This is a genomic window from Maritalea mobilis (genome assembly GCF_004363175.1).
GTDB classification, from domain to species: domain Bacteria; phylum Pseudomonadota; class Alphaproteobacteria; order Rhizobiales; family Devosiaceae; genus Maritalea; species Maritalea mobilis.
In genome coordinates, this window is record NZ_SNYR01000003.1 from 457,259 (window position 1) to 476,073 (window position 18,815).

The following is an 18,815-nucleotide window of genomic DNA, read 5'->3' on the forward strand; positions in this document are numbered from 1 at the left end:
ATGCGGGCCATTGTCCTGCAATCTTGGTTAATTGCAGTTTCCAGTAAAGATAAGGATTATTGCTTAGATCGCCACATTGGTGGAGAGATGGCTATGGCGTTTGGCCACGTGGCCCACCGTGCTGTCGCCTAAAATTTGAACGCCGTGCACAGGGTCGCGTCGAATATCAATGCGGCGATATCCTTGGCTTTTCTTGTAAATGGTCGAGCCAGCTCGCTTTTGACTAAACCGACGCCGATCCGGCCCAAAGTAGGTGGAAGTTTCATAAAAAGTGATCGGCGCATTGATCTGTCTGCGCAGGCGCGGCACCATTTGCGCCGGATCCCAAGGCAGGGTGAGAATGTCGTCAAACCCAATTTGGATGCATTGCGAAATCAACATGGGCAGCGGCACTTCCACAAAGCAGATCAGTGGCGAAAAGCGCACCCGGGGCCGCGAACTGTTGCGGATATTTTGGATTTGAGACTTGATCTGCCCCAGCTCGCCATCAGTGGCAAACAGGAAAAAATTGTTCGGGACCTTACGGGTAAGTTCTTCCACGGCCAATAGGTTAAGATAGGGCGTAATCTGACGAAAGCCCAAATCCCGTGCCAAATCATTGATCAGCGCAATTTGAGCGTCATTGCCGCCCATATTGGTCGCCACATCAAAAGAACTCATGAAAACCCCTAACCACGCGCAAAAATCCCTCTTTCCTGCGCGGTAGCTAAGCCCTTATCACAACTGAGTTAATTTTTTGTCGACAGGCTGAAATTGGTGGCTGCCATCGCATAGGTCTGCCCCGGATGCAGCATGCGCACATAGGTGATCATTTTCGCATCGAGCGCGGTGCGGCGCTCAATCACAAACAGAGCGTCCCCTTCGGCAAGGGCAAGCGCCTTGGCCTGGTTCGCCGTTGCATTCTGTGCTGAAAATTTATGTTCCGCCTCGGCATATGGCATGGTCGCAATAAGCCATTCATTGGGGTTGGTGGCGTCAAAAGGTTGGGTTTCCGCACTCGGCACCACGTCTAAATTGATCCAGCGTTCTTCCAACTGATAGGGCTGGTCACCGGCATAGTGCAAAATCTCGAGATAAAGCACTGGCTGTTTACTGCTGACCCGCAAAATGCGCTGGGCGAAATCATCTTCGACCAACACGTTGCGGGTGAGAATCTTGAAACGATAAGGCGCGCCCGTACGCTCAATTTCATCGCGCACCAAAGCAATATCCACCTTGGTGGTGCGGCCGCCTACAGCAGCGACCCGCGTACCTGCACGCCGCTTGCGTTCAACAAAACCTTCTTCTGCCAATTCCCGCATCGCCCGATGTACCGTCGCGCGCGCCACCCCATATTGCTGGGCAATGGTTTCTTCATGCGGCACCGCATCACCCGGGCGCAATTGGCCGCTGCGGATTTGGCTGAGCAAATCATTCTTGATGGTGAGATAGGGGGAGGCTGAAGCGCGTTCTGTCATAGCTTGCTTATAATTCGCTCCGCAGTTTTTTCAAACAGGCAATATAGTCTGCGCGGATCGCGTCATGATTTTTGTGCTGCCCACGCGTCACCATGTGCCGCCCGGCGGACCAGACCTGATCAATCGCTCGGTCGTCACTGGCAAAAACCCAATGCTCCAATTGCCGATCACCAGTCAGCCCGTGGCCCAGCATGCGGTCACGATCAAGGGTGAAAAAGTCTGCCAGCTTGCCCACTTCAATCGCCCCATGGTCCCGGCCAAGCGCCTGAGCGCCGCCTTTGGCCACACCATTAAACAGGGTGGCGCCATTGGAACCATTGGCAGGGGCCAACATGGCGCGGCCCTTGTGGCGATAACGTTGCGAATGTTCCAACACCCGCAACTCTTCGCTCAGGGTAATTCGAATATCGGAATCCGACCCGACGCCGAATGTGCCGCCCAGTTCCAGAAACTCAACACCATTGAAAATTCCGTCACCCAAATTGGCCTCTGTGATCGGGCAAAGCCCCGCCACGGCACCAGACTTAGCCAATTGTTGGGTTTCATCATCAGTCAAATGAGTGGAATGGATCAAACACCAGCGCGCATCTACATCATAGTTGGTCATCAACCATGACATGGGGCGTTGACCATAATGGTGCTCAATCTCATCAATTTCTGCCAATTGCTCGGCAATATGCATATGGATCGGATCATTTGGCCGCAGCGCCGCCAAGTGATCAAGTTGCTCTTGGCTTGCCGCTCTTAATGAGTGTGGGGCCAGCCCCAACCGATAATCATCAGGCATTTTGCGCAACAATTGTTCGCAGTCACCGAGCAACTTTTCAAATTGATCCATTGTGTGCCCAAAGCGCTTTTGCCCACCCTGCAGGGCACGCTGGTCCACGCCGCCATAGGCATAAAACACAGGCAAATGGGTGAGGCCAATGCCCACATCCTGCGCCGCATGGATAATCGCATGGCTGGTTTCCGCTGGGTTATCATAAAGCGCGCCGCCCACTTGATGGTGCACATAGTGAAATTCCGCCACCGCGCTATAGCCCGCTTCCAGCATTTCCATAAAGGCAAACCGCGCAATCGTGTAAAGGTCGCCGGGGGTCAATTGATCCAGAAATTGATACATTAGGTGCCGCCAGCTCCAAAAGCTGTCGCGACTGTCGCCTCGATATTCCGTAAGCCCCGCCATGGCGCGTTGAAAACTGTGAGAATGCAAATTGCCAATTGCCGGGAGCAGAATTTGATCCCTCAAATCAAGGTCACTGGCTTGCACTTCGGTATCGGTTTCAATCTGCGTGATGCGGTCTGCATTCCATTCAATGCGCACATTTTGCGCCCAGCCTGTGCCCAGCAATGCAGTTTTCACAAATAGCGACGACATATCTCACCTAATATGTATGGACATAATAAAAATAAGCATATACATATTTGAATAAAGCGCAATGATAAATCCCGGCAAAAGGATCTCTTCCATGGCGAAGCCAACCCAATATGTGCTCACCAATTTGCGCATCGCCCCGATGATCGCCAATGGCGAGAATTATGGCGGTGTCATTGAAAATGGTGCCCTTGCCATTGATGGAGAAAAGGTCGCTTGGGTGGGAGCCGCGCAGGACATCCCATTGGATCATCGCACATGGCACAGCGAAGATTTTGACGGCGCTCTGGCAACGCCAGCCCTCATCGATTCTCACACGCATATTGTGTTTGGTGGCGACCGCGCCAACGAATTTGAAATGCGGTTGGAAGGCGCAAGCTATGAAGAAGTTGCGCGCGCAGGTGGCGGCATCATCTCCACGGTGAAAGCCACACGCGCTGCCAGTGTTGATCAGCTGGCTGAAAGCGCCTTGCCCCGGTTGGACGCACTGATCGCCGAAGGCGTCACCACCATCGAAGTCAAATCTGGCTATGGCCTCAATTTAGAGAGCGAGCGCAATATGCTGTTGGCCGCGCGCCAGCTTGGCACATTGCGCGATGTTACAGTGCGCACCACCTTCCTCGGTGCCCACGCTACACCGCCAGAATATAAAGATCGGCCCGATGAGTACATCCGCTTGGTCGCCGAAGAGATATTGCCGCAACTGCACGCAGAAGGTTTGATCGACGCCGTCGACGGGTTCTGCGAAGGCATCGCCTTCTCACCCGCACAGATGAAAATCGTGTTCGACGCTGCACAAAAGCTCGGCTTGCCGATTAAACTGCATGCGGAACAACTCAGCAATTTAGGCGGCGCAGCGCTGGCTGCTTCTTATGGCGCTTTGTCTGCAGATCATTTGGAATATTTGGATGAAACGGGCGTAAAAGCCATGGCTGACGCTGGGTCGGTTGCGGTGCTGTTGCCGGGGGCATTTTACACCTTGCGCGAAACCCAATTGCCGCCGCTCGAACTGTTGCGCCGCCATCAGGTGCCCATCGCATTGGCCACAGATTGCAATCCCGGCTCCTCGCCACTCACTTCACTTTTATTGACCATGAATATGGGGGCAACCCTGTTCCGCATGACGCCGGACGAATGTTTGGCGGCCACCACTCGCCACGCCGCAAAAGCCCTTGGCTTTGCGGATCGAGGCACCTTGACCGCTGGGCAGCGGGCGGACATTGCCATTTGGAACATTCAGCACCCCGCAGAACTTAGCTACCGCATTGGATTCAATCCCCTCAAAGCGCGTATTTTTGGAGGCAAATTATGAGCATGATCTTGCAACCGGGGCAGGTCAGCCTCACCCAATTGGAAGAAATCTTTCGCACTGCCACGCCCGTGCAACTGGACCGGGACGTCAAACCCGCCGTGGAACGCGCAGCCTCGATCATCGCCAAAGCCGCAAAGGGCGAACCAGCGGTTTATGGTGTGAATACGGGCTTTGGAAAATTGGCCAAAACCCGCATCGCTGTGGAAGATACGGCCACCTTGCAACGCAATCTGATCCTCTCGCACGCCAGCGGCGTTGGCGAACCTTTGGCCGCCAATATTGTGCGCTTGATGATGGTGCTCAAATTGCTCTCGCTCGGGCGCGGCGCGTCCGGTGTGCGGTGGGAGCTGATCGAGCTGATCGAAAATATGCTCGAAAAAGGCGTCACCCCTATGGTGCCGGGGCAAGGCTCAGTCGGCGCGTCCGGTGATCTCGCACCCTTGGCCCACATGACAGCGGTGATGATCGGCGAGGGCGAAGCCTTTTACCAAGGCCAACGCATGAGCGGCGCAGACGCCCTAAAAAGCGCTGGGTTGGACCCAGTGGTGCTTGGCCCGAAAGAAGGTTTGGCCATGATCAATGGCACGCAAACCTCCACCGCCTTGGCGCTGGCAGGCTTGTTTGAGGCATGGCATTTGGCCAAAATTTCCCTCCTCACCGGGGCTATGTCCACCGATGCGGCAATGGGGTCAAATGCGCCCTTCCATGAAATGATCCAAACCTTGCGCGGCCATCAAGGGCAAATTGATGCGGCAGCACAATTGCGGGCATTGCTCTCCGGTTCCCAAATTCGCGACAGCCATTTGGAAAACGATGAGCGAGTGCAAGATCCTTACTGCCTGCGGTGCCAACCTCAAGTCATGGGCGCGGTCATTGGCCTGTTGCGGCAAGTGGGCGACACATTGCGGGTGGAAGCCAATGCGGTGACCGACAATCCGCTGGTGGTGAGCGAAGATGAAATCATCTCCGGCGGCAATTTCCACGCCGAACCTGTGGCCTTCGCCGCTGATCAGATCGCCTTGGCGATCTCTGAAATGGGCGCCATCGCCCAGCGGCGCATCGCCCTGCTGGTCGACCCGGCTTTGTCCTTCGGCCTCCCCGCCTTCCTCACGCCCAATCCCGGGCTCAATTCCGGCTTTATGATTGCTGAGGTCACCTCAGCCGCGCTGATGTCTGAAAATAAGCAAAAGGCCGCGCCGTGCTCTGTCGATTCAACGCCCACCAGCGCCAATCAGGAAGACCATGTGTCCATGGCCTGCCATGCCGCACGGCGCTTGCTGGATATGAACCAGAACCTTTCCCACATTTTGGGCATTGAATTGCTCTCTGCTGCCCAAGGCATACGCTTGCGGGCGCCGCTCACCACCTCCGCGCCGTTGCAGGCGGCAATTGAAGCGGTGCAGCATGAGGTGAGCGCCTTGGACGATGATCGCTACATCTCCCCAGATTTGGTGAAAGCAGGCCAATTGGTGCAACAACCGCATTTGCTGGCGGCTGCGCATATTGATCTGGCGCTGGAGGCGTAGATGGAGCCGTTCACCCTCAACCGTGGCGATAGCCCACTCATTCTGGCCTTCCCCCATGTGGGCACCTTTGTGCCAGCCGATATTGCTGGGCGGCTGAATGAACGCGGCACCGCGCTGGTGGATACAGACTGGTTTATCGATGAGGTCTATGAAGGCTTGATGCCGGAAGCGACCACCATTCGCGCCACCTTCTCCCGCTATGTGATTGATGCCAATCGCGACCCCGAGGGCGTGTCGCTCTATCCCGGGCAGAACACCACAACCCTGTGCCCCACCATCGATTTTGAAGGGCAACCGCTCTATCACCTAGGGCAGGAGCCAACGCCCGGAGAGATTGAAGCCCGCCGCATCGCCTTTCATTCGCCCTACCATGCCGCCATCCGCGAAGAGATTGCGCGGATAAAAGCCAAGCACGGTTTTGCGGTGCTTTATGATGGCCATTCCATCCGCAGCGAACTGCCTTTCCTGTTTGAAGGCACTTTGCCCGCACTTAATCTGGGCACAAATGAAGGCGCAACACTCTTCCCTGAAATGGAAAAACGTGCCTTTGAAATTGCCCAACAAAGCAGTTTTGAAAGTGTGTGGAACGGTCGTTTTAAAGGCGGCTGGACCACGCGTCATTATGGTCAACCCGACCAAAATATTTGCGCGTTCCAAATGGAAATTGCCCAAAGCGCTTATCTTAAAACAGAACATGCCCCATGGGCGCTGGATGCGGAAAAATGCGCCCACCTGCGCCCCATTCTCAAATCAATCTTAGAGGCTTTGCTGGACGAAGCCGCCCGCGCCGCCGCGGCATAGGAGGAAATGATGACTGACAATCCACGCAAAAATGCCCGCACCGTTCGCTCGCCCATCGGGCCAGACCTGATCTGTGGTGATTGGACCACTGAAGCGCCCATGCGCATGATGATGAACAATCTCGATCCGGACGTGGCGGAAAATCCCCATGAATTGGTGGTTTATGGCGGCATTGGCCGCGCCGCCCGCACATGGGGCGATTTTGACAAGATCGTTGATAGCCTCAAAACGCTGAAAACCGATGAAACCTTGCTGGTGCAATCGGGTAAGCCCGTTGGTGTCTTCAAGACACACGCCGACGCCCCGCGCGTTTTGATTGCCAATTCAAACTTGGTGCCCAAATGGGCCAATTGGGATCATTTCAACGAGCTCGATAAAAGGGGCTTGGCCATGTATGGCCAGATGACGGCGGGCTCATGGATTTATATCGGCTCCCAAGGTATTGTGCAGGGCACTTATGAAACCTTTGCAGAGGCCGGTCGACAGCATTATGGCGGCGATCTAAAGGGTAAATGGATTCTCACTGGCGGCCTTGGTGGCATGGGCGGCGCACAACCGCTTGCTGCGGTGATGGCGGGCGCATCCTGCTTGGCTGTTGAGTGCAATCCCGACAGCATCGATTTCCGCCTGCGCACGCGTTATATCGACGAAAAAGCTGAAAGCTTGGACGAAGCGTTGGAGATGATCGACCGCTGGACCAAGGCAGGCGAAGCCAAATCAGTTGGCCTGTTGGGCAATGCAGCGGAAATTTTCCCTGAACTAGTCAAGCGCGGCGTGCGGCCAGATATTGTCACCGACCAAACCTCCGCCCACGATCCCATCAATGGCTATCTGCCTATTGGGTGGAGCATGGCTGAGTGGCGCGACAAGCGCGAAAGCAATCCGAAATTGGTAGAAAAGGAAGCCCGCGCCAGCATGAAGGTGCAGGTGCAAGCCATGCTCGATTTCCACGCGCGGGGCATCCCAACCGTGGATTATGGCAACAATATTCGGCAAGTGGCCAAGGATGAAGGCTTGGAAAACGCATTTGATTTCCCCGGCTTTGTGCCTGCCTATATTCGCCCGCTTTTCTGCCAGGGCATCGGTCCGTTCCGCTGGGCGGCGCTGTCCGGCAACCCGGAGGATATTTATAAAACCGATCAAAAAGTGAAAGAGCTGTTGCCCGACAATAAGCACTTGCACAACTGGTTGGATATGGCGCGCGAACGCATCTCGTTCCAGGGCCTTCCTGCCCGCATCTGTTGGGTCGGCTTAGGAGATCGCCATCGTTTGGGTCTAGCCTTCAATGAAATGGTCGCCAATGGCGAATTGGAAGCGCCGGTGGTAATCGGCCGAGACCATTTGGACAGCGGCTCTGTCGCCTCGCCAAACCGCGAAACCGAAGCCATGCAAGATGGATCAGACGCGGTATCAGATTGGCCATTGCTCAACGCACTGTTGAACACAGCCTCCGGCGCCACCTGGGTGTCGTTGCACCATGGCGGTGGTGTTGGCATGGGCTATTCGCAACATGCAGGCGTGGTGATCGTCGCCGATGGCACACCAGAAGCCGCCAAGCGGTTGGAGCGGGTTTTGTGGAACGATCCGGCCACCGGCGTCATGCGCCATGCAGATGCGGGCTATGAAATCGCCCAAGATTGCGCCCGCGAAAAAGGTTTGAACCTGCCGGGCATTCTCTAACTTTCGGATGGGGCGGAAGTGCTAAGCTTTCGCCTCACCTACATAATTTCGACAAAATTGAAATTGCATAGTAGTCTTGGGCAAGGCGCGGGGGCGCTTGAGGAGACGGACATGCAAAAGCTCAATTCTTTCGGCGCCAAAATCGGCGTTGCGATTCTTTCTATTCTATTTCTGGTGCAAGGCGCGGCGGCAGCGCGCATTCTCACCATTGAAACCAAACCAGCCAATATTGAGCTGCAATCAGCCTTCATCAATGGCCAGCGCGCAGACATCGTGGCGCAGGCAGGCAAATATGCCTTCATTGAGTTGGAGAATGAAAATCAGTGTTATGCCACCTTGTCGCTGATCGCCAAAAATGGCCGCTTCCTACGCAAACAACTGAATTTATGCGATGAAGAATGGCAGGTCGCCCTGAGCTTTGGCGACACAGGCTCTGGTCCATCTGTGCGCACCATCACCATTGTGCCATCGCAAGAAAATGTGCGCATTCTGGCGCTCAGCTTCGATGGAAAGCCACAACCGTTCACCGCCTTTGCCAATTCAAACCGGGTAGAATTTGATATTCGCCGTGGCCCGTCAGGCTTCAAATGTGTGGGCGAATTGTCCGCAGCCTTGTCCGGTGCTGACAATTTCAAACGTACCGTAGACCTTTGTGCCTTCAACAATGAAGTGATTTTGGATGTTGAGCCACAACGCTATTATGAAATTCTCACAGTCCGTTCTGGGGGTGACGACAAGGTCACAGGCATCAAGCTAAATGGCGAAAAATTGAACATCATTCGCCATATTGGCAATGATGCGCGGACCCGCGTTTTCGCTGACAATTCAGGCATCAATTGCACTGGCAATTTGGAAGTCGATTTCGCCTCAGGGGCATCGGGTGAAGGCCAGCTTGATCTATGTGGCTCCAACTTTGATGTGACCATCACGCCAAAGCCAAAATTCGCCTCTGACACCTCATTGCGGGCGGGCTATAGCTGGCGCTTTATCCCTGCGCAAAATGAAAACGATATTGCTGCGCTGAAATTTGAAGCGCGTAGCTTTAACCGCACGGGTTTTAGTGCCGTGTGTGAGCCGGGGTCCCGCCGGGCCACCATCTATTTGGATGGGTATCCATCGCGCGCCGATCTACCACGCCGTACACGCATCAATTGGACCACGGGCCGCTATAATGGTGTTGTAAACGGTGACCGTGGGCAATCGCCTGTCGGTTCTGGCGCGGCACCAAGCTTTTCGCGGTCTACAGATGATCGCTTGTGGAATGGCCTCATCTCTGGCGCCACCTTCACAGCAATCGCCAATGATAATCATCGGCTTGTGCTGTCCCTCAGCGGCAGTGCAGGGCCAGTGCGTGAGTTCGTTCAAGCCTGTAACAGCCGCTTCAACGGCCCATCTGTTTATGGCGACGTGACAGATGATAGCAGCCTGCAATGGAGCACACCGCCATCACGTCGCGATGGCGACTTGCGCCTGGTGTTTGGCGATCTCAGTTCAGACCGTATCGGCATTGAAGCACGCTGCACTCCGCAAGATGATGTGGTGCGCATCATGTTTGCGTCAGCGCCACGTGGCTTAGCTGATAACCGTCGCGTCAATGTGGATTGGCGCGTAGGCGATGAAACAGGCCGCATCCGGGCGAACACCCGGTCAGTGGAAGGGTTTGATTGGGGCGCACTGCCCATTGCCACCATCGACACGCGTGATCCGGTTTGGCGGGCGCTTGCCCTGGGCAACATTGTGCGCTGGAGCGTCAATGATCAGCAAACCGCAATCTACTCACTCAAAGGTAGCGGCACGGCCATCCGCCGTTTCTTGAACGGCTGTCGCCCGGCGTCACAACCCGACATTGGGGATGGCGGCGATGATGATTTTGGTGTGTCACCCGACCGTCCTTCAACAGGCAACGACACGGTGGACACCATCATCAATATCTTTGATTTGATCAACCAGCAGTCTGATTCAAATGTGAAGATCAACATCAACACCCAAAGCGCTGCGGCACGTCAGGTGTTGAGCAATTATCAGGCAGATCCGAACTTTATGTGCGGCTTATCTGCCAACAGTCAGCCTTTGGGCAACCGCGCCATTTCCATCGGGTTTAAAAATGATCGTGGGCAACATGTTGAAGTCTATGAAATAAGCCCCAATGGCCAGCGCCAATTTGTGCGGGAAGTGCCGCCAAGTGCACGGTTACAGCTTACCCGATCTGCCGGGCAGGGCTTTGAAGTACGGTCCGCTGGCGGCGGATGCCTAACCACCATGGTCGCACCAAATGCCGATGTGGAATATAGCATCAAGCCGACCATGGGCCGGGCAGACCCTGACGCCGTGGCCAAGAGCTATAGCTGTTCTGGTCGTGAAGTGGTGGCGTTGATCGAGCCAAACAAAGGCACTGCCTATGTGAATGATCAATATGCCTTGCACCGCGCGCGGGTGAATGGCGGCTTTGCCAATGTGTGGGGCGATGTGCGCGCCAAAATCACCAATCAGGAATTGGTGTTGGAAGAAGGCGGAACAACCCGCCTATCTTGCCGTGCGCGCTAAAATCTAAAAATTGAAGTGTTGGCTATTTCATCTTTTTCGACAAAATGTAGGAAAAGGGGATAGCCAGCACATAGCCCAAAATGGCTGCCGCTGCGATGCCCAATCCCATATTCGGCACCATCTGAGTCACCAAAACGGCGATCACCAATGCGCCTGCAATTGCAGAACCTGAAATAATCCACAACATGCCAATCAGTTTATTCATTTTCTTCCCCCAAATGAATTAAAACACAGTCCTTATAGAGAATGATTGTGTGAAGGGGTTTGACCTTGGTCAAGTGAAACGCCTTGTTTGCACCCAATCCATCTTTTGGGTGATTGACCCGCTTTCAAATAAATATTACCAATACTAAAATAATTTTACTAAAGGTAATTTATGCCCAAGGGGGACTTATGAACGAGGTTGTGGCGCAGAAGTTTAAGCGTTTGCGCGATGAAATGAGCGCGCAGAATATTGATCTGGTGGCGTTGGGGCCAACCGCACACACGCAATGGCTCTTGGGCTATTCGCCTTACCCGGATGAGCGCATGTGTTTGCTGTTGATCGGCAAAGAAAACGAAGCCTTTGTGATGCCAGCACTCAATGCAAATGCAGTGCGCGAACATACGGACATTGAGTTTTTCGAGTGGGCAGATGATCAAGGCCCAACTGCTGCCTTGGAGAAAGCCCTCGCCAACGTCACGGGCGGTGCGGTGAAGCAAGTTGTGCTTGACGAAACCATGCGCGCGGACTTCGCCTTGAACTTGCTCGACAAGTTGGATGGCGCGGCACATCAGTTCACCAAATCAACGGTCGGCGCGTTGCGTATGCGCAAAACCGAAGCCGAATATGAACTGCTGAAATTGAACGCTCAAATCGCGGATGAAGCACAGGCTATTGCGGCAAAAACCGCGCGTCCCGGCGTGACGGAGCGTGAGGTTGCAGAAGCCGTAAAAGAACACTTCATGTCTAAAGGCGCCAAACCTGTATTCGACATTGTGGGTGCCAATGAAAATGGCGCGTTCCCCCATCACCACACCTCAGATCGTGTGTTGAAATCAGGCGATGTGGTTGTGGTTGATATTGGCGGCACCACAAAAGGCTACCCAAGCGACATCACCCGCATGGTTGCGGTTGATACGCTGCGCGATGATTATCAAGAAGTGCATGATGTGGTGGAAGCTGCGGTTAAAGCTGCATTGGCAGCGTGCAAGCCGGGCGTCAAAGCCTCTGACGTGGACAAGGCCGCGCGCGATGTGATCACCGAGGCGGGCTATGGCGAATTTTTCAGTCACCGCACAGGCCACGGCCTCGGCATCGAAATCCACGAAGAGCCTTACATCTCAGCCTCATCAGATGTGATTTTGGATGAAGGCATGGTGTTCTCCATTGAACCGGGCATCTACCAGCCGGGAAAATTCGGCATCCGGTTGGAAGAGATTGTCTATCTCCGCGCTGATGGGCCAGAAGTGCTCTCGGAGCGTTCGCGAGACATTGTGATTTCCAAAGACTGAAATGAAAAAGGGGCCGATCGGCCCCTTTTTTATGCCTTCAATTCAGCCAAATCCTTATAGGCGTCTAAACACTCCACATTGGCCAAGGCCGTGGTGTTTTTGATCTTGCGCCCATGGATCACGTCGCGCACCGCGATCTCCGAAATTTTGCCAGAACGGGTGCGGGGAATGTCCGCAACCGCAATCACTTTTGCTGGCACGTGCCGTGGTGTTGCACCAGTACGGATGCGTGTTTTCACCAGCTTGATCAAATCTTCATCAAGTTTCACGCCGTCTTTAAGCCGCACAAACAAGATCACCCGCTGATCGCCCTGCCAATCTTGGCCAACGGCAATGGCTTCTTCAATCTCATCAATCGTTTCCACTTGCCGATAAATCTCGGCTGTGCCGATGCGCACCCCGCCCGGGTTCAGCGTCGCGTCTGAACGGCCATGGATGATGTAGCCGCCATGGTCTGTCTTTTCCACAAAGTCGCCATGGGCCCACATATTGTCAAATTTGTCGAAATAGGCGCTGCGATATTTCTCGCCATCTTCATCGCCCCAAAAGCCGATCGGCATGGACATGTGCGCATTGCGACACACAAATTCACCCGGCTGATTGATCAACTCATTGCCATCATCGTCTAGGATGGCAAGATCCAACCCTAATTGCGCGCCTTGCAACTCACTGCGATAAACCGGCTTGGTGGGCACCCCGCCCATAAAGCAGCCGCAAATGTCGGTGCCGCCAGAAATGGAGGCCAATTGCACATCGTCCTTCCAGTCGCGGTAAATATAGTCGAAATTCTCTGGCAATAGCGGAGAGCCGGTCGACAGGATTGCCCGCAAGCTCGCCAATGAATGGGTCTCACGCGGCTTCACATTCAAATTGTTCAGCGCATCAATATATTTGGCGGACGTGCCGAAAATATTGATCTGCTCTTGGTCGATCAAATCCAGCAGGCGCGGTGCTTTGGGGTAGAATGGATTTCCATCAAAAGTGATCAGGGTGGCTTCTGCCGCCAAGCCGGTCACCAGCCAATTCCACATCATCCAACCGCAGGTGGTGAAATAAAAGAAATTATCGTTTGGCTTCACATCGCTGTGCAGCACCAGTTCTTTCAAATGCTGGATCAAAAGCCCCGCACCGCGATGCATGATGCATTTGGGTTTGCCTGTCGTGCCAGAGGAGAACAAGATCACCATCGGCGCGTCAAAATCCATGCGCTCAAATTCAATTTCGCTCGGCGCGAACGGCGCAATAAATTCATCAAGCGTTTGGTGCGCAATCTCATATTGGGCGTTCGGCTTTGGCGTATCCAGCAACACCACATGCTCAATCTTGGCTTCCTTTGCCACCGCATTGATGCTCGGCGCCACATTGATATGCTTGCCCGCATAATTGTAATGCGGCACCGCAAACAAAATTTTAGGTTCGATCTGCGCCAGTCGGTCCGTCGCCCCTTCCGGCCCAAAATCCGGCGAGCAGGACGCCCAAATGGTGCCCATGGCCGCACTGGCCAAATAAAGGGCGATGGCTTCGATATCATTGGTCACAATCGCGCCCACGCGATCGCCCTTCTCAACGCCTTTCGCCTTCATGGCCTGCACCAGCTGGCTCACCAGATCATAAAGACCCTTCCGGGTAATCTCGCGCCGTGTGCCATCATCGCGATGGCCGATAATGGCGATACGGCCATCCGCATTTTTCAGTGCATTTTCGGCATAGTTCAGCTTGGCGTCAGGAAAAAAGCGTACTTTGCGAATATCATCATTTTCGATCAGGGTGCGCTCACCCTTTTCGCCAATGATGCCAAGTTCGTCCCACAGGGAGCTATAAAATGCTTGCGGTTGGTCAATGGAAAAGCGCAGCAATCCGTCATAATCGTCTGGTGCACAATTGTGCAGCGCCTTGGTCTTTTCCGCAAAGGCCCACAAATTTGCATTTTGCTGACGGGTTTTGGATGGTGTCCACAAAATATCGTTGGCCATTTGTCCTCCCAAAAGCCATTTTTCCAAGATTTAGTGATGTGATCAAACCATAATGCTTGTCAAAACCCAAGCGTTAGTCGTATTTATACGGTATATCGCAGGGCGCTTCCGCCGCTGCATTTGCTGAACAAGAAAGCACAGAGCCGGGCAATCATCATGGTCCTCAACGCAACCGTCCAGTCCCAGTCAAAATATAATTTCAATTTACACGAAATGCCGGTGCCGCTTGTCTATGCGGAACATCGTATCATTCTGGAATGTAATGCAGAATTTGCGCGGCTCTTCGGCTATGGTCGTGCCGAATTGCGCAATAAGAGCTTCCATTTGCTCTATCCAAATTTTGAGGACTTTGTGCGCACAGGCCAAATGTGGTCCACCAACATGACCATGGGCATCACTTATTATGATGAACGGATCATGATCAAAGCGGATCAAACCCGCTTTTGGTGCAAGGTCCGCGGGCGGTCCATGACATCGGCAAATCCCTTTGCCAAGGCGGTTTATTGCTTTGAGCCATTGCCCCGCGCCATTGCCACATCCGGTTATGAGTTGACTGACCGTCAACGCCAGATCGTGGCGCTTGTCGCCCAAGGCAAAACCAACTCCGTGATTGCGGAGGAGTTAGACCTCTCCAAACGCACAGTGGAAGCACACCGCGCACGGGTGATGAAGGCGATAGGTGTTAGAAATACGGCAGAACTGATTGCCTGGTTCTCTGCGCATCATTCTGCGCGATAACATATTTAGGCGATCGGGCTATCCACCTCATCCAAATGCATCACCGGATTTTTGATCTGTTTGCGAATCCATTTGGTAAAGGCGACCACGCCGGGTTTCTCCGCCTTATCGTCCGGAATCGCTAGAAAATAAGCGTCTTCGGTGTTTAGCGGCGTAGGGTCGATCACTTTAAGGCTGCCCTGCATCACCTGTTGTTCGATCAGATAGAACGGCAAAAGCCCTGCGCCCATGCCCGCCGATGCGGCTTCAATGATCATGGAGAATTGGTCGAAGCGATGGCCTTTAAACGGCTCCTTGTTCTCAATGCCCTGCTGTTCAAACCAGTCGCGCCAGCCGGTTTGCCGCGTTTGCAAATGCAGCAACGGCGTATTGACCAGTTTTTGCGCACTGTTCAAGCGATGCAATTTCACCAAGCTCGGTGCCGCCACAGGCACCATCATTTCAGCGCAGAGCGGATGGCACGTTGCGCCGGCCCAAATCGGCCGACCAAAATGCACCGCCACATCAATAAATTGGTCTTGCATTGCAAAAGGCGACCAGCGGCTTTCAATATTGATGGCGAGATCTGGGTTCTCTGCCAAAAAATCAGGCAGGCGCGGGGCCAGCCAGTGAGAACCAAAGGTCGGCAACGTGGCGATAGACAACATGGCCTCAGCCTTTGCCGCGGCCATGGTGCGATAAACCAGCCCTTCGGTTTGCTCGATCAGATAACGCGCGTCAGCCAAAAAGCGCGCGCCCGCTTCGGTCAGCACAACCCGTTTGCGCACCCGTTCAAAAAGCGTCACGCCCAATTGCAGTTCAAGGTCGCGTATTTGACGCGAAATTGCGCTCTGGGTGAGGTTCATTTCCTCCGCCGCACGGGTGAAGTTCAAGTGCCGCGCTGCGCACTCAAATGCGCTGAGCGTGTTGATCGAAGGAAAGTTGCGCCGACTGGTATGCATTATTTTTCCTCATGAAGTAATGAAAAAACATTGCTTCTTTAGGGTGTTTGCCTAAGTTATCATGAGAATAATGAATTTTTTCGACTTGACCAGCCACATTTTGCGCATTGGGTTCGCCCCGGCGAAACCGGTCAATCATAACGAACAATGGCAAATGCCAAAGGGGATAGAATATGTCAGCATCTTCACTCAAATCTGAAACCATTGAATTGATGGGCAAATTGGGCGTGTCCCAAGCTGCTTTGGAAGGCGGCGATTTGGCTGTTCATTCTCCCACCAATGGCGAAAAGATTGCCGAAGTAAAAACATCAAGCGCTGCTGAAATCAAAGCGCAAATTGAAAAAGCGCATGAAGCGTTCAAAGTTTGGCGCACAGTGCCAGGCCCACGTCGCGGCGAATTGGTACGCTTGTTGGGCGAAGAATTGCGGGCGTCTAAAGAAGATTTGGGCCGCGTGGTTAGCCTTGAAGCAGGCAAAATCCCGTCTGAAGGTTTGGGCGAAGTGCAGGAAATGATCGACATTTGCGATTTCGCTGTTGGTCTTTCTCGCCAGCTTTACGGTTTGACCATCGCCACTGAACGCGCGGATCACCGCATGATGGAAACATGGCACCCGCTTGGCGTGGTTGGCATCATTTCTGCCTTTAACTTCCCTGTGGCCGTGTGGTCTTGGAACGCGGCTTTGGCGCTGGTGTGTGGCAACTCAACCGTGTGGAAGCCATCTGAAAAAACACCTTTGACCGCCTTGGCCTGCCAAGCGATTTTGGATCGTGCTTTGGCCAAATTTGGCGACGCACCAGAAGGTTTGGCCACCATGTTCGTGGCCGAGCGCGACGGTGGCGAAGTGATGGTAGATCACGAAAAAGTGGCGCTGGTGTCTGCAACAGGTTCAACCCGTATGGGTCGTCAAGTTGGCCCACGCGTGGCGCAACGCTTCGGCCGCACCATTTTGGAATTGGGCGGCAACAATGCGGGCATCGTTTGCCCATCAGCGGATATGGATATGGCCGTGCGCGCCATCGCATTTGGTGCCATGGGCACCGCAGGTCAGCGCTGCACCACAACCCGCCGCCTGTTCGTGCATGAAAGCATGTATGACGACATGGTTGCCCGGTTGAAAAAAGCCTATCTCGGCGTCACCATTGGCGATCCATTGAAATCAGATGCCTTGGTTGGCCCGCTGATCGACAAAGATGCAGCCGACAATATGAACAAGGCGCTTGAATCTGCTAAAGCCTCTGGCGGCACCGTAACTGGCGGCGAGCGTGTAGATGTGAACGGCGACGCGTCATATTATTACCGTCCAGCCTTGGTGGAAATGCCAGAACAAACTGGCCCAATGTTTGAAGAAACATTCGCGCCAATCCTCTATGTCACCAAATATTCTGACTTTGATGACGCGCTAGAAATGCAAAATGCAGTGGGCGCGGGTCTTTCCTCCTGTATCTTCACCCTCAATGTGCGTGAAGCTGAGAAGTTCCTCTCCGCTGTTGGCTCAGATTGTGGCATCGCCAACGTCAATATCGGCACTTCAGGTGCTGAAATTGGTGGCGCCTTCGGTGGTGAAAAAGAAACTGGGGGTGGACGCGAATCCGGTTCTGATGCATGGAAAGCTTATATGCGCCGCGCCACCAACACGGTGAACTACGGCACAGCCTTGCCATTGGCGCAGGGCGTTAGCTTTGACATTGAGTAAGGACGACATAAATGGCCGCCGATCTGGTTTCTCATCCCGGCTTTTTCCGGGCCAACCGCATAGCCAAACTATCGGTTTCTGAGATCATCAAAATCAGCACTCGTGCCCGCGAATTGCGGGCCGAGGGGCACCCGGTCATCATATTGGGCGCAGGTGAGCCCGATTTTGATACCCCGGATCATGTAAAACAAGCAGGCATTGCTGCCATTGAAGCGGGGCAAACCAAATATACCCCGCTTGACGGTACGCCTGAGCTTAAAAAGGCCATTTGCGACAAGCTGGCACGGGAAAATGGGCTGACCTATCAGCCCGCCAACATTTCCGTGTCTGCCGGGGCAAAGCAAGTTTTGTTCAATGCCTTTATGGCAACGATCAATCCGGGCGATGAGGTGATCATCCCCACCCCGTTCTGGACCACTTATGCAGATATTGTGGAAGTGTGTGGCGGCGTGCCGGTGTTGGTGCAATGCCCAGGCGAAAAAGGCTTCCGCTTGCAGCCAGACCAGTTGGAGGCGGCGATCACGCCAAAAACCAAATGGTTAATGCTCAATTCGCCATCAAACCCGTCCGGTGCCGCCTATTCGGCTGATGAAATGATGCCCTTGCTCAATGTGCTCAAGCGCAATCCGCATGTGTGGTTGGTCAGCGACGATATTTATGAACACATCACCTATGATGATTTCAAATTCGTCACCCCAGCACAATTGGCCCCTGAACTGCAAAGCCGCATTCTTTTGGTCAATGGCGTGTCCAAATCCCACGCCATGACAGGCTGGCGCATCGGCTTTGGCGCAGGCCCGGTTGAATTGATCAAGGCCATGGCTGTAATGCAGTCACAGTCCACATCTTGTGCCTCTTCCGTGTCGCAAGCCGCAGCGATTGAAGCCCTGAATGGCGACAATAGCTTTTTGGAGGAACGGCGCTTGTCGTTCCAGGAGCGACGCGATTTGGTGGTGGCTGGCCTCAATGAAATTGAAGGCGTTACCTGCCGTGTGCCGGAAGGTGCATTTTACACCTTTGCTTCTTGCGAAGGCTTGATCGGTAAGAAAACGCCTAGCGGCAAAACCATCGAAAGCGATAGCGACTTTTGCCGCTATATTTTGGAAGAAAGCCACGTGGCCATCGTGCCGGGCTCAGCCTTTGGACTTTCACCATATTTTCGTATATCCTACGCAGCAGCAAAAACAGAATTAGTCGAAGCGATATCCCGCATTCAAAAAGCGGTAAGCGCTCTGGCTTAAACAACTTCCCACAGAAGGATCTTTTTAAAAGATCTTTTC

At 53.8% G+C, this 18,815-nt stretch carries 15 protein-coding genes; 9 read left to right on the top strand and 6 right to left on the bottom strand.

Going from position 1 to position 18,815, the window contains the following annotated elements; genetic code table 11:
* Window positions 1–63: 63 nt before the first annotated feature.
* From ATL17_RS14920 to ATL17_RS14930, 3 genes are all read right to left on the bottom strand, one after another.
* Entirely contained in the window at window positions 64–660 is a 597-nt protein-coding gene (locus tag ATL17_RS14920; protein ID WP_133573608.1) for a hypothetical protein, read from the bottom strand.
* 68 nt (window positions 661–728) lie between these two features.
* Window positions 729–1,457: a histidine utilization transcriptional repressor HutC gene (locus ATL17_RS14925; protein WP_133573609.1), complete on the bottom strand. Its 729-nt coding sequence runs from the start codon at window positions 1,455–1,457 to the stop codon at window positions 729–731.
* Between the two features lie 7 nt (window positions 1,458–1,464).
* Window positions 1,465–2,835: a formimidoylglutamate deiminase gene (locus ATL17_RS14930; RefSeq protein WP_133573610.1), complete on the bottom strand. Its 1,371-nt coding sequence runs from the start codon at window positions 2,833–2,835 to the stop codon at window positions 1,465–1,467.
* A 91-nt stretch (window positions 2,836–2,926) separates the two neighbouring features.
* Here ATL17_RS14930 and hutI point away from each other — a divergent pair, with 91 nt between their 5' ends.
* The 5 genes from hutI (at window position 2,927) to ATL17_RS14955 (ending at window position 10,695) form a co-directional block, all read left to right on the top strand.
* Window positions 2,927–4,144, top strand: coding sequence for an imidazolonepropionase (gene hutI, locus ATL17_RS14935; RefSeq protein ID WP_133573611.1), 1,218 nt, complete (start codon window positions 2,927–2,929; stop codon window positions 4,142–4,144).
* Entirely contained in the window at window positions 4,141–5,670 is a 1,530-nt protein-coding gene (gene hutH / locus ATL17_RS14940; protein ID WP_133573612.1) for a histidine ammonia-lyase, read from the top strand. Before hutI ends, hutH begins: the two co-directional genes overlap by 4 nt.
* Window positions 5,671–6,471: an N-formylglutamate deformylase gene (gene hutG, locus ATL17_RS14945; protein ID WP_133573613.1), complete on the top strand. Its 801-nt coding sequence runs from the start codon at window positions 5,671–5,673 to the stop codon at window positions 6,469–6,471.
* 9 nt (window positions 6,472–6,480) lie between these two features.
* Window positions 6,481–8,151: a urocanate hydratase gene (gene hutU / locus ATL17_RS14950; protein WP_166639057.1), complete on the top strand. Its 1,671-nt coding sequence runs from the start codon at window positions 6,481–6,483 to the stop codon at window positions 8,149–8,151.
* 111 nt (window positions 8,152–8,262) lie between these two features.
* Entirely contained in the window at window positions 8,263–10,695 is a 2,433-nt protein-coding gene (locus ATL17_RS14955; RefSeq protein WP_133573615.1) for a hypothetical protein, read from the top strand.
* 22 nt (window positions 10,696–10,717) lie between these two features.
* On the opposite strand, the gene ATL17_RS14960 is transcribed toward ATL17_RS14955, so the two are convergent.
* Window positions 10,718–10,900, bottom strand: coding sequence for a hypothetical protein (locus ATL17_RS14960; protein ID WP_133573616.1), 183 nt, complete (start codon window positions 10,898–10,900; stop codon window positions 10,718–10,720).
* Window positions 10,901–11,088: 188 nt separating this feature from the next.
* On the opposite strand from ATL17_RS14960, the gene ATL17_RS14965 reads away from it, so the two are divergent.
* Window positions 11,089–12,189: a M24 family metallopeptidase gene (locus ATL17_RS14965; protein ID WP_133573617.1), complete on the top strand. Its 1,101-nt coding sequence runs from the start codon at window positions 11,089–11,091 to the stop codon at window positions 12,187–12,189.
* Window positions 12,190–12,218: 29 nt separating this feature from the next.
* Here the strand turns inward: ATL17_RS14965 and ATL17_RS14970 are convergent, their stop codons facing one another.
* Window positions 12,219–14,162, bottom strand: a complete 1,944-nt coding sequence (locus ATL17_RS14970) for an acetoacetate--CoA ligase (protein ID WP_133573618.1) — start codon at window positions 14,160–14,162, stop codon at window positions 12,219–12,221.
* Window positions 14,163–14,318: 156 nt separating this feature from the next.
* On the opposite strand from ATL17_RS14970, the gene ATL17_RS14975 reads away from it, so the two are divergent.
* Entirely contained in the window at window positions 14,319–14,900 is a 582-nt protein-coding gene (locus ATL17_RS14975) for a PAS and helix-turn-helix domain-containing protein (protein WP_133573619.1), read from the top strand.
* A gap of 5 nt (window positions 14,901–14,905) precedes the next feature.
* Here the strand turns inward: ATL17_RS14975 and ATL17_RS14980 are convergent, their stop codons facing one another.
* Window positions 14,906–15,841, bottom strand: coding sequence for a LysR family transcriptional regulator (locus tag ATL17_RS14980; RefSeq protein ID WP_133573620.1), 936 nt, complete (start codon window positions 15,839–15,841; stop codon window positions 14,906–14,908).
* 212 nt (window positions 15,842–16,053) lie between these two features.
* On the opposite strand from ATL17_RS14980, the gene amaB reads away from it, so the two are divergent.
* Both amaB and ATL17_RS14990 read left to right on the top strand, forming a co-directional pair.
* The gene (amaB, locus tag ATL17_RS14985; protein ID WP_425462436.1) at window positions 16,054–17,535 is read left to right on the top strand and encodes an L-piperidine-6-carboxylate dehydrogenase; all 1,482 of its coding nucleotides are present in this window, start codon (window positions 16,054–16,056) and stop codon (window positions 17,533–17,535) included.
* Between the two features lie 11 nt (window positions 17,536–17,546).
* Window positions 17,547–18,776, top strand: a complete 1,230-nt coding sequence (locus ATL17_RS14990; RefSeq protein ID WP_133573622.1) for a pyridoxal phosphate-dependent aminotransferase — start codon at window positions 17,547–17,549, stop codon at window positions 18,774–18,776.
* Window positions 18,777–18,815: the final 39 nt, after the last annotated feature.

Bases quoted from the DNA above. Each gene is read 5' to 3' on its own strand.
- ATL17_RS14955 (WP_133573615.1), top strand. From the start codon at position 8,263: ATGCAAAAGCTCAATTCTTTCGGCGCCAAAATCGGCGTTGCGATTCTT.
- ATL17_RS14980 (WP_133573620.1), bottom strand. From the start codon at position 15,841: ATGCATACCAGTCGGCGCAACTTTCCTTCGATCAACACGCTCAGCGCA.
- hutG (WP_133573613.1), top strand. From the start codon at position 5,671: ATGGAGCCGTTCACCCTCAACCGTGGCGATAGCCCACTCATTCTGGCC.
- ATL17_RS14990 (WP_133573622.1), top strand. From the start codon at position 17,547: ATGGCCGCCGATCTGGTTTCTCATCCCGGCTTTTTCCGGGCCAACCGC.
- ATL17_RS14920 (WP_133573608.1), bottom strand. From the start codon at position 660: ATGAGTTCTTTTGATGTGGCGACCAATATGGGCGGCAATGACGCTCAA.
- ATL17_RS14965 (WP_133573617.1), top strand. From the start codon at position 11,089: ATGAACGAGGTTGTGGCGCAGAAGTTTAAGCGTTTGCGCGATGAAATG.
- hutH (WP_133573612.1), top strand. From the start codon at position 4,141: ATGAGCATGATCTTGCAACCGGGGCAGGTCAGCCTCACCCAATTGGAA.
- hutI (WP_133573611.1), top strand. From the start codon at position 2,927: ATGGCGAAGCCAACCCAATATGTGCTCACCAATTTGCGCATCGCCCCG.
- hutU (WP_166639057.1), top strand. From the start codon at position 6,481: ATGACTGACAATCCACGCAAAAATGCCCGCACCGTTCGCTCGCCCATC.
- ATL17_RS14975 (WP_133573619.1), top strand. From the start codon at position 14,319: ATGGTCCTCAACGCAACCGTCCAGTCCCAGTCAAAATATAATTTCAAT.
- ATL17_RS14930 (WP_133573610.1), bottom strand. From the start codon at position 2,835: ATGTCGTCGCTATTTGTGAAAACTGCATTGCTGGGCACAGGCTGGGCG.
- ATL17_RS14960 (WP_133573616.1), bottom strand. From the start codon at position 10,900: ATGAATAAACTGATTGGCATGTTGTGGATTATTTCAGGTTCTGCAATT.
- amaB (WP_425462436.1), top strand. From the start codon at position 16,054: ATGGGCAAATTGGGCGTGTCCCAAGCTGCTTTGGAAGGCGGCGATTTG.
- ATL17_RS14925 (WP_133573609.1), bottom strand. From the start codon at position 1,457: ATGACAGAACGCGCTTCAGCCTCCCCCTATCTCACCATCAAGAATGAT.
- ATL17_RS14970 (WP_133573618.1), bottom strand. From the start codon at position 14,162: ATGGCCAACGATATTTTGTGGACACCATCCAAAACCCGTCAGCAAAAT.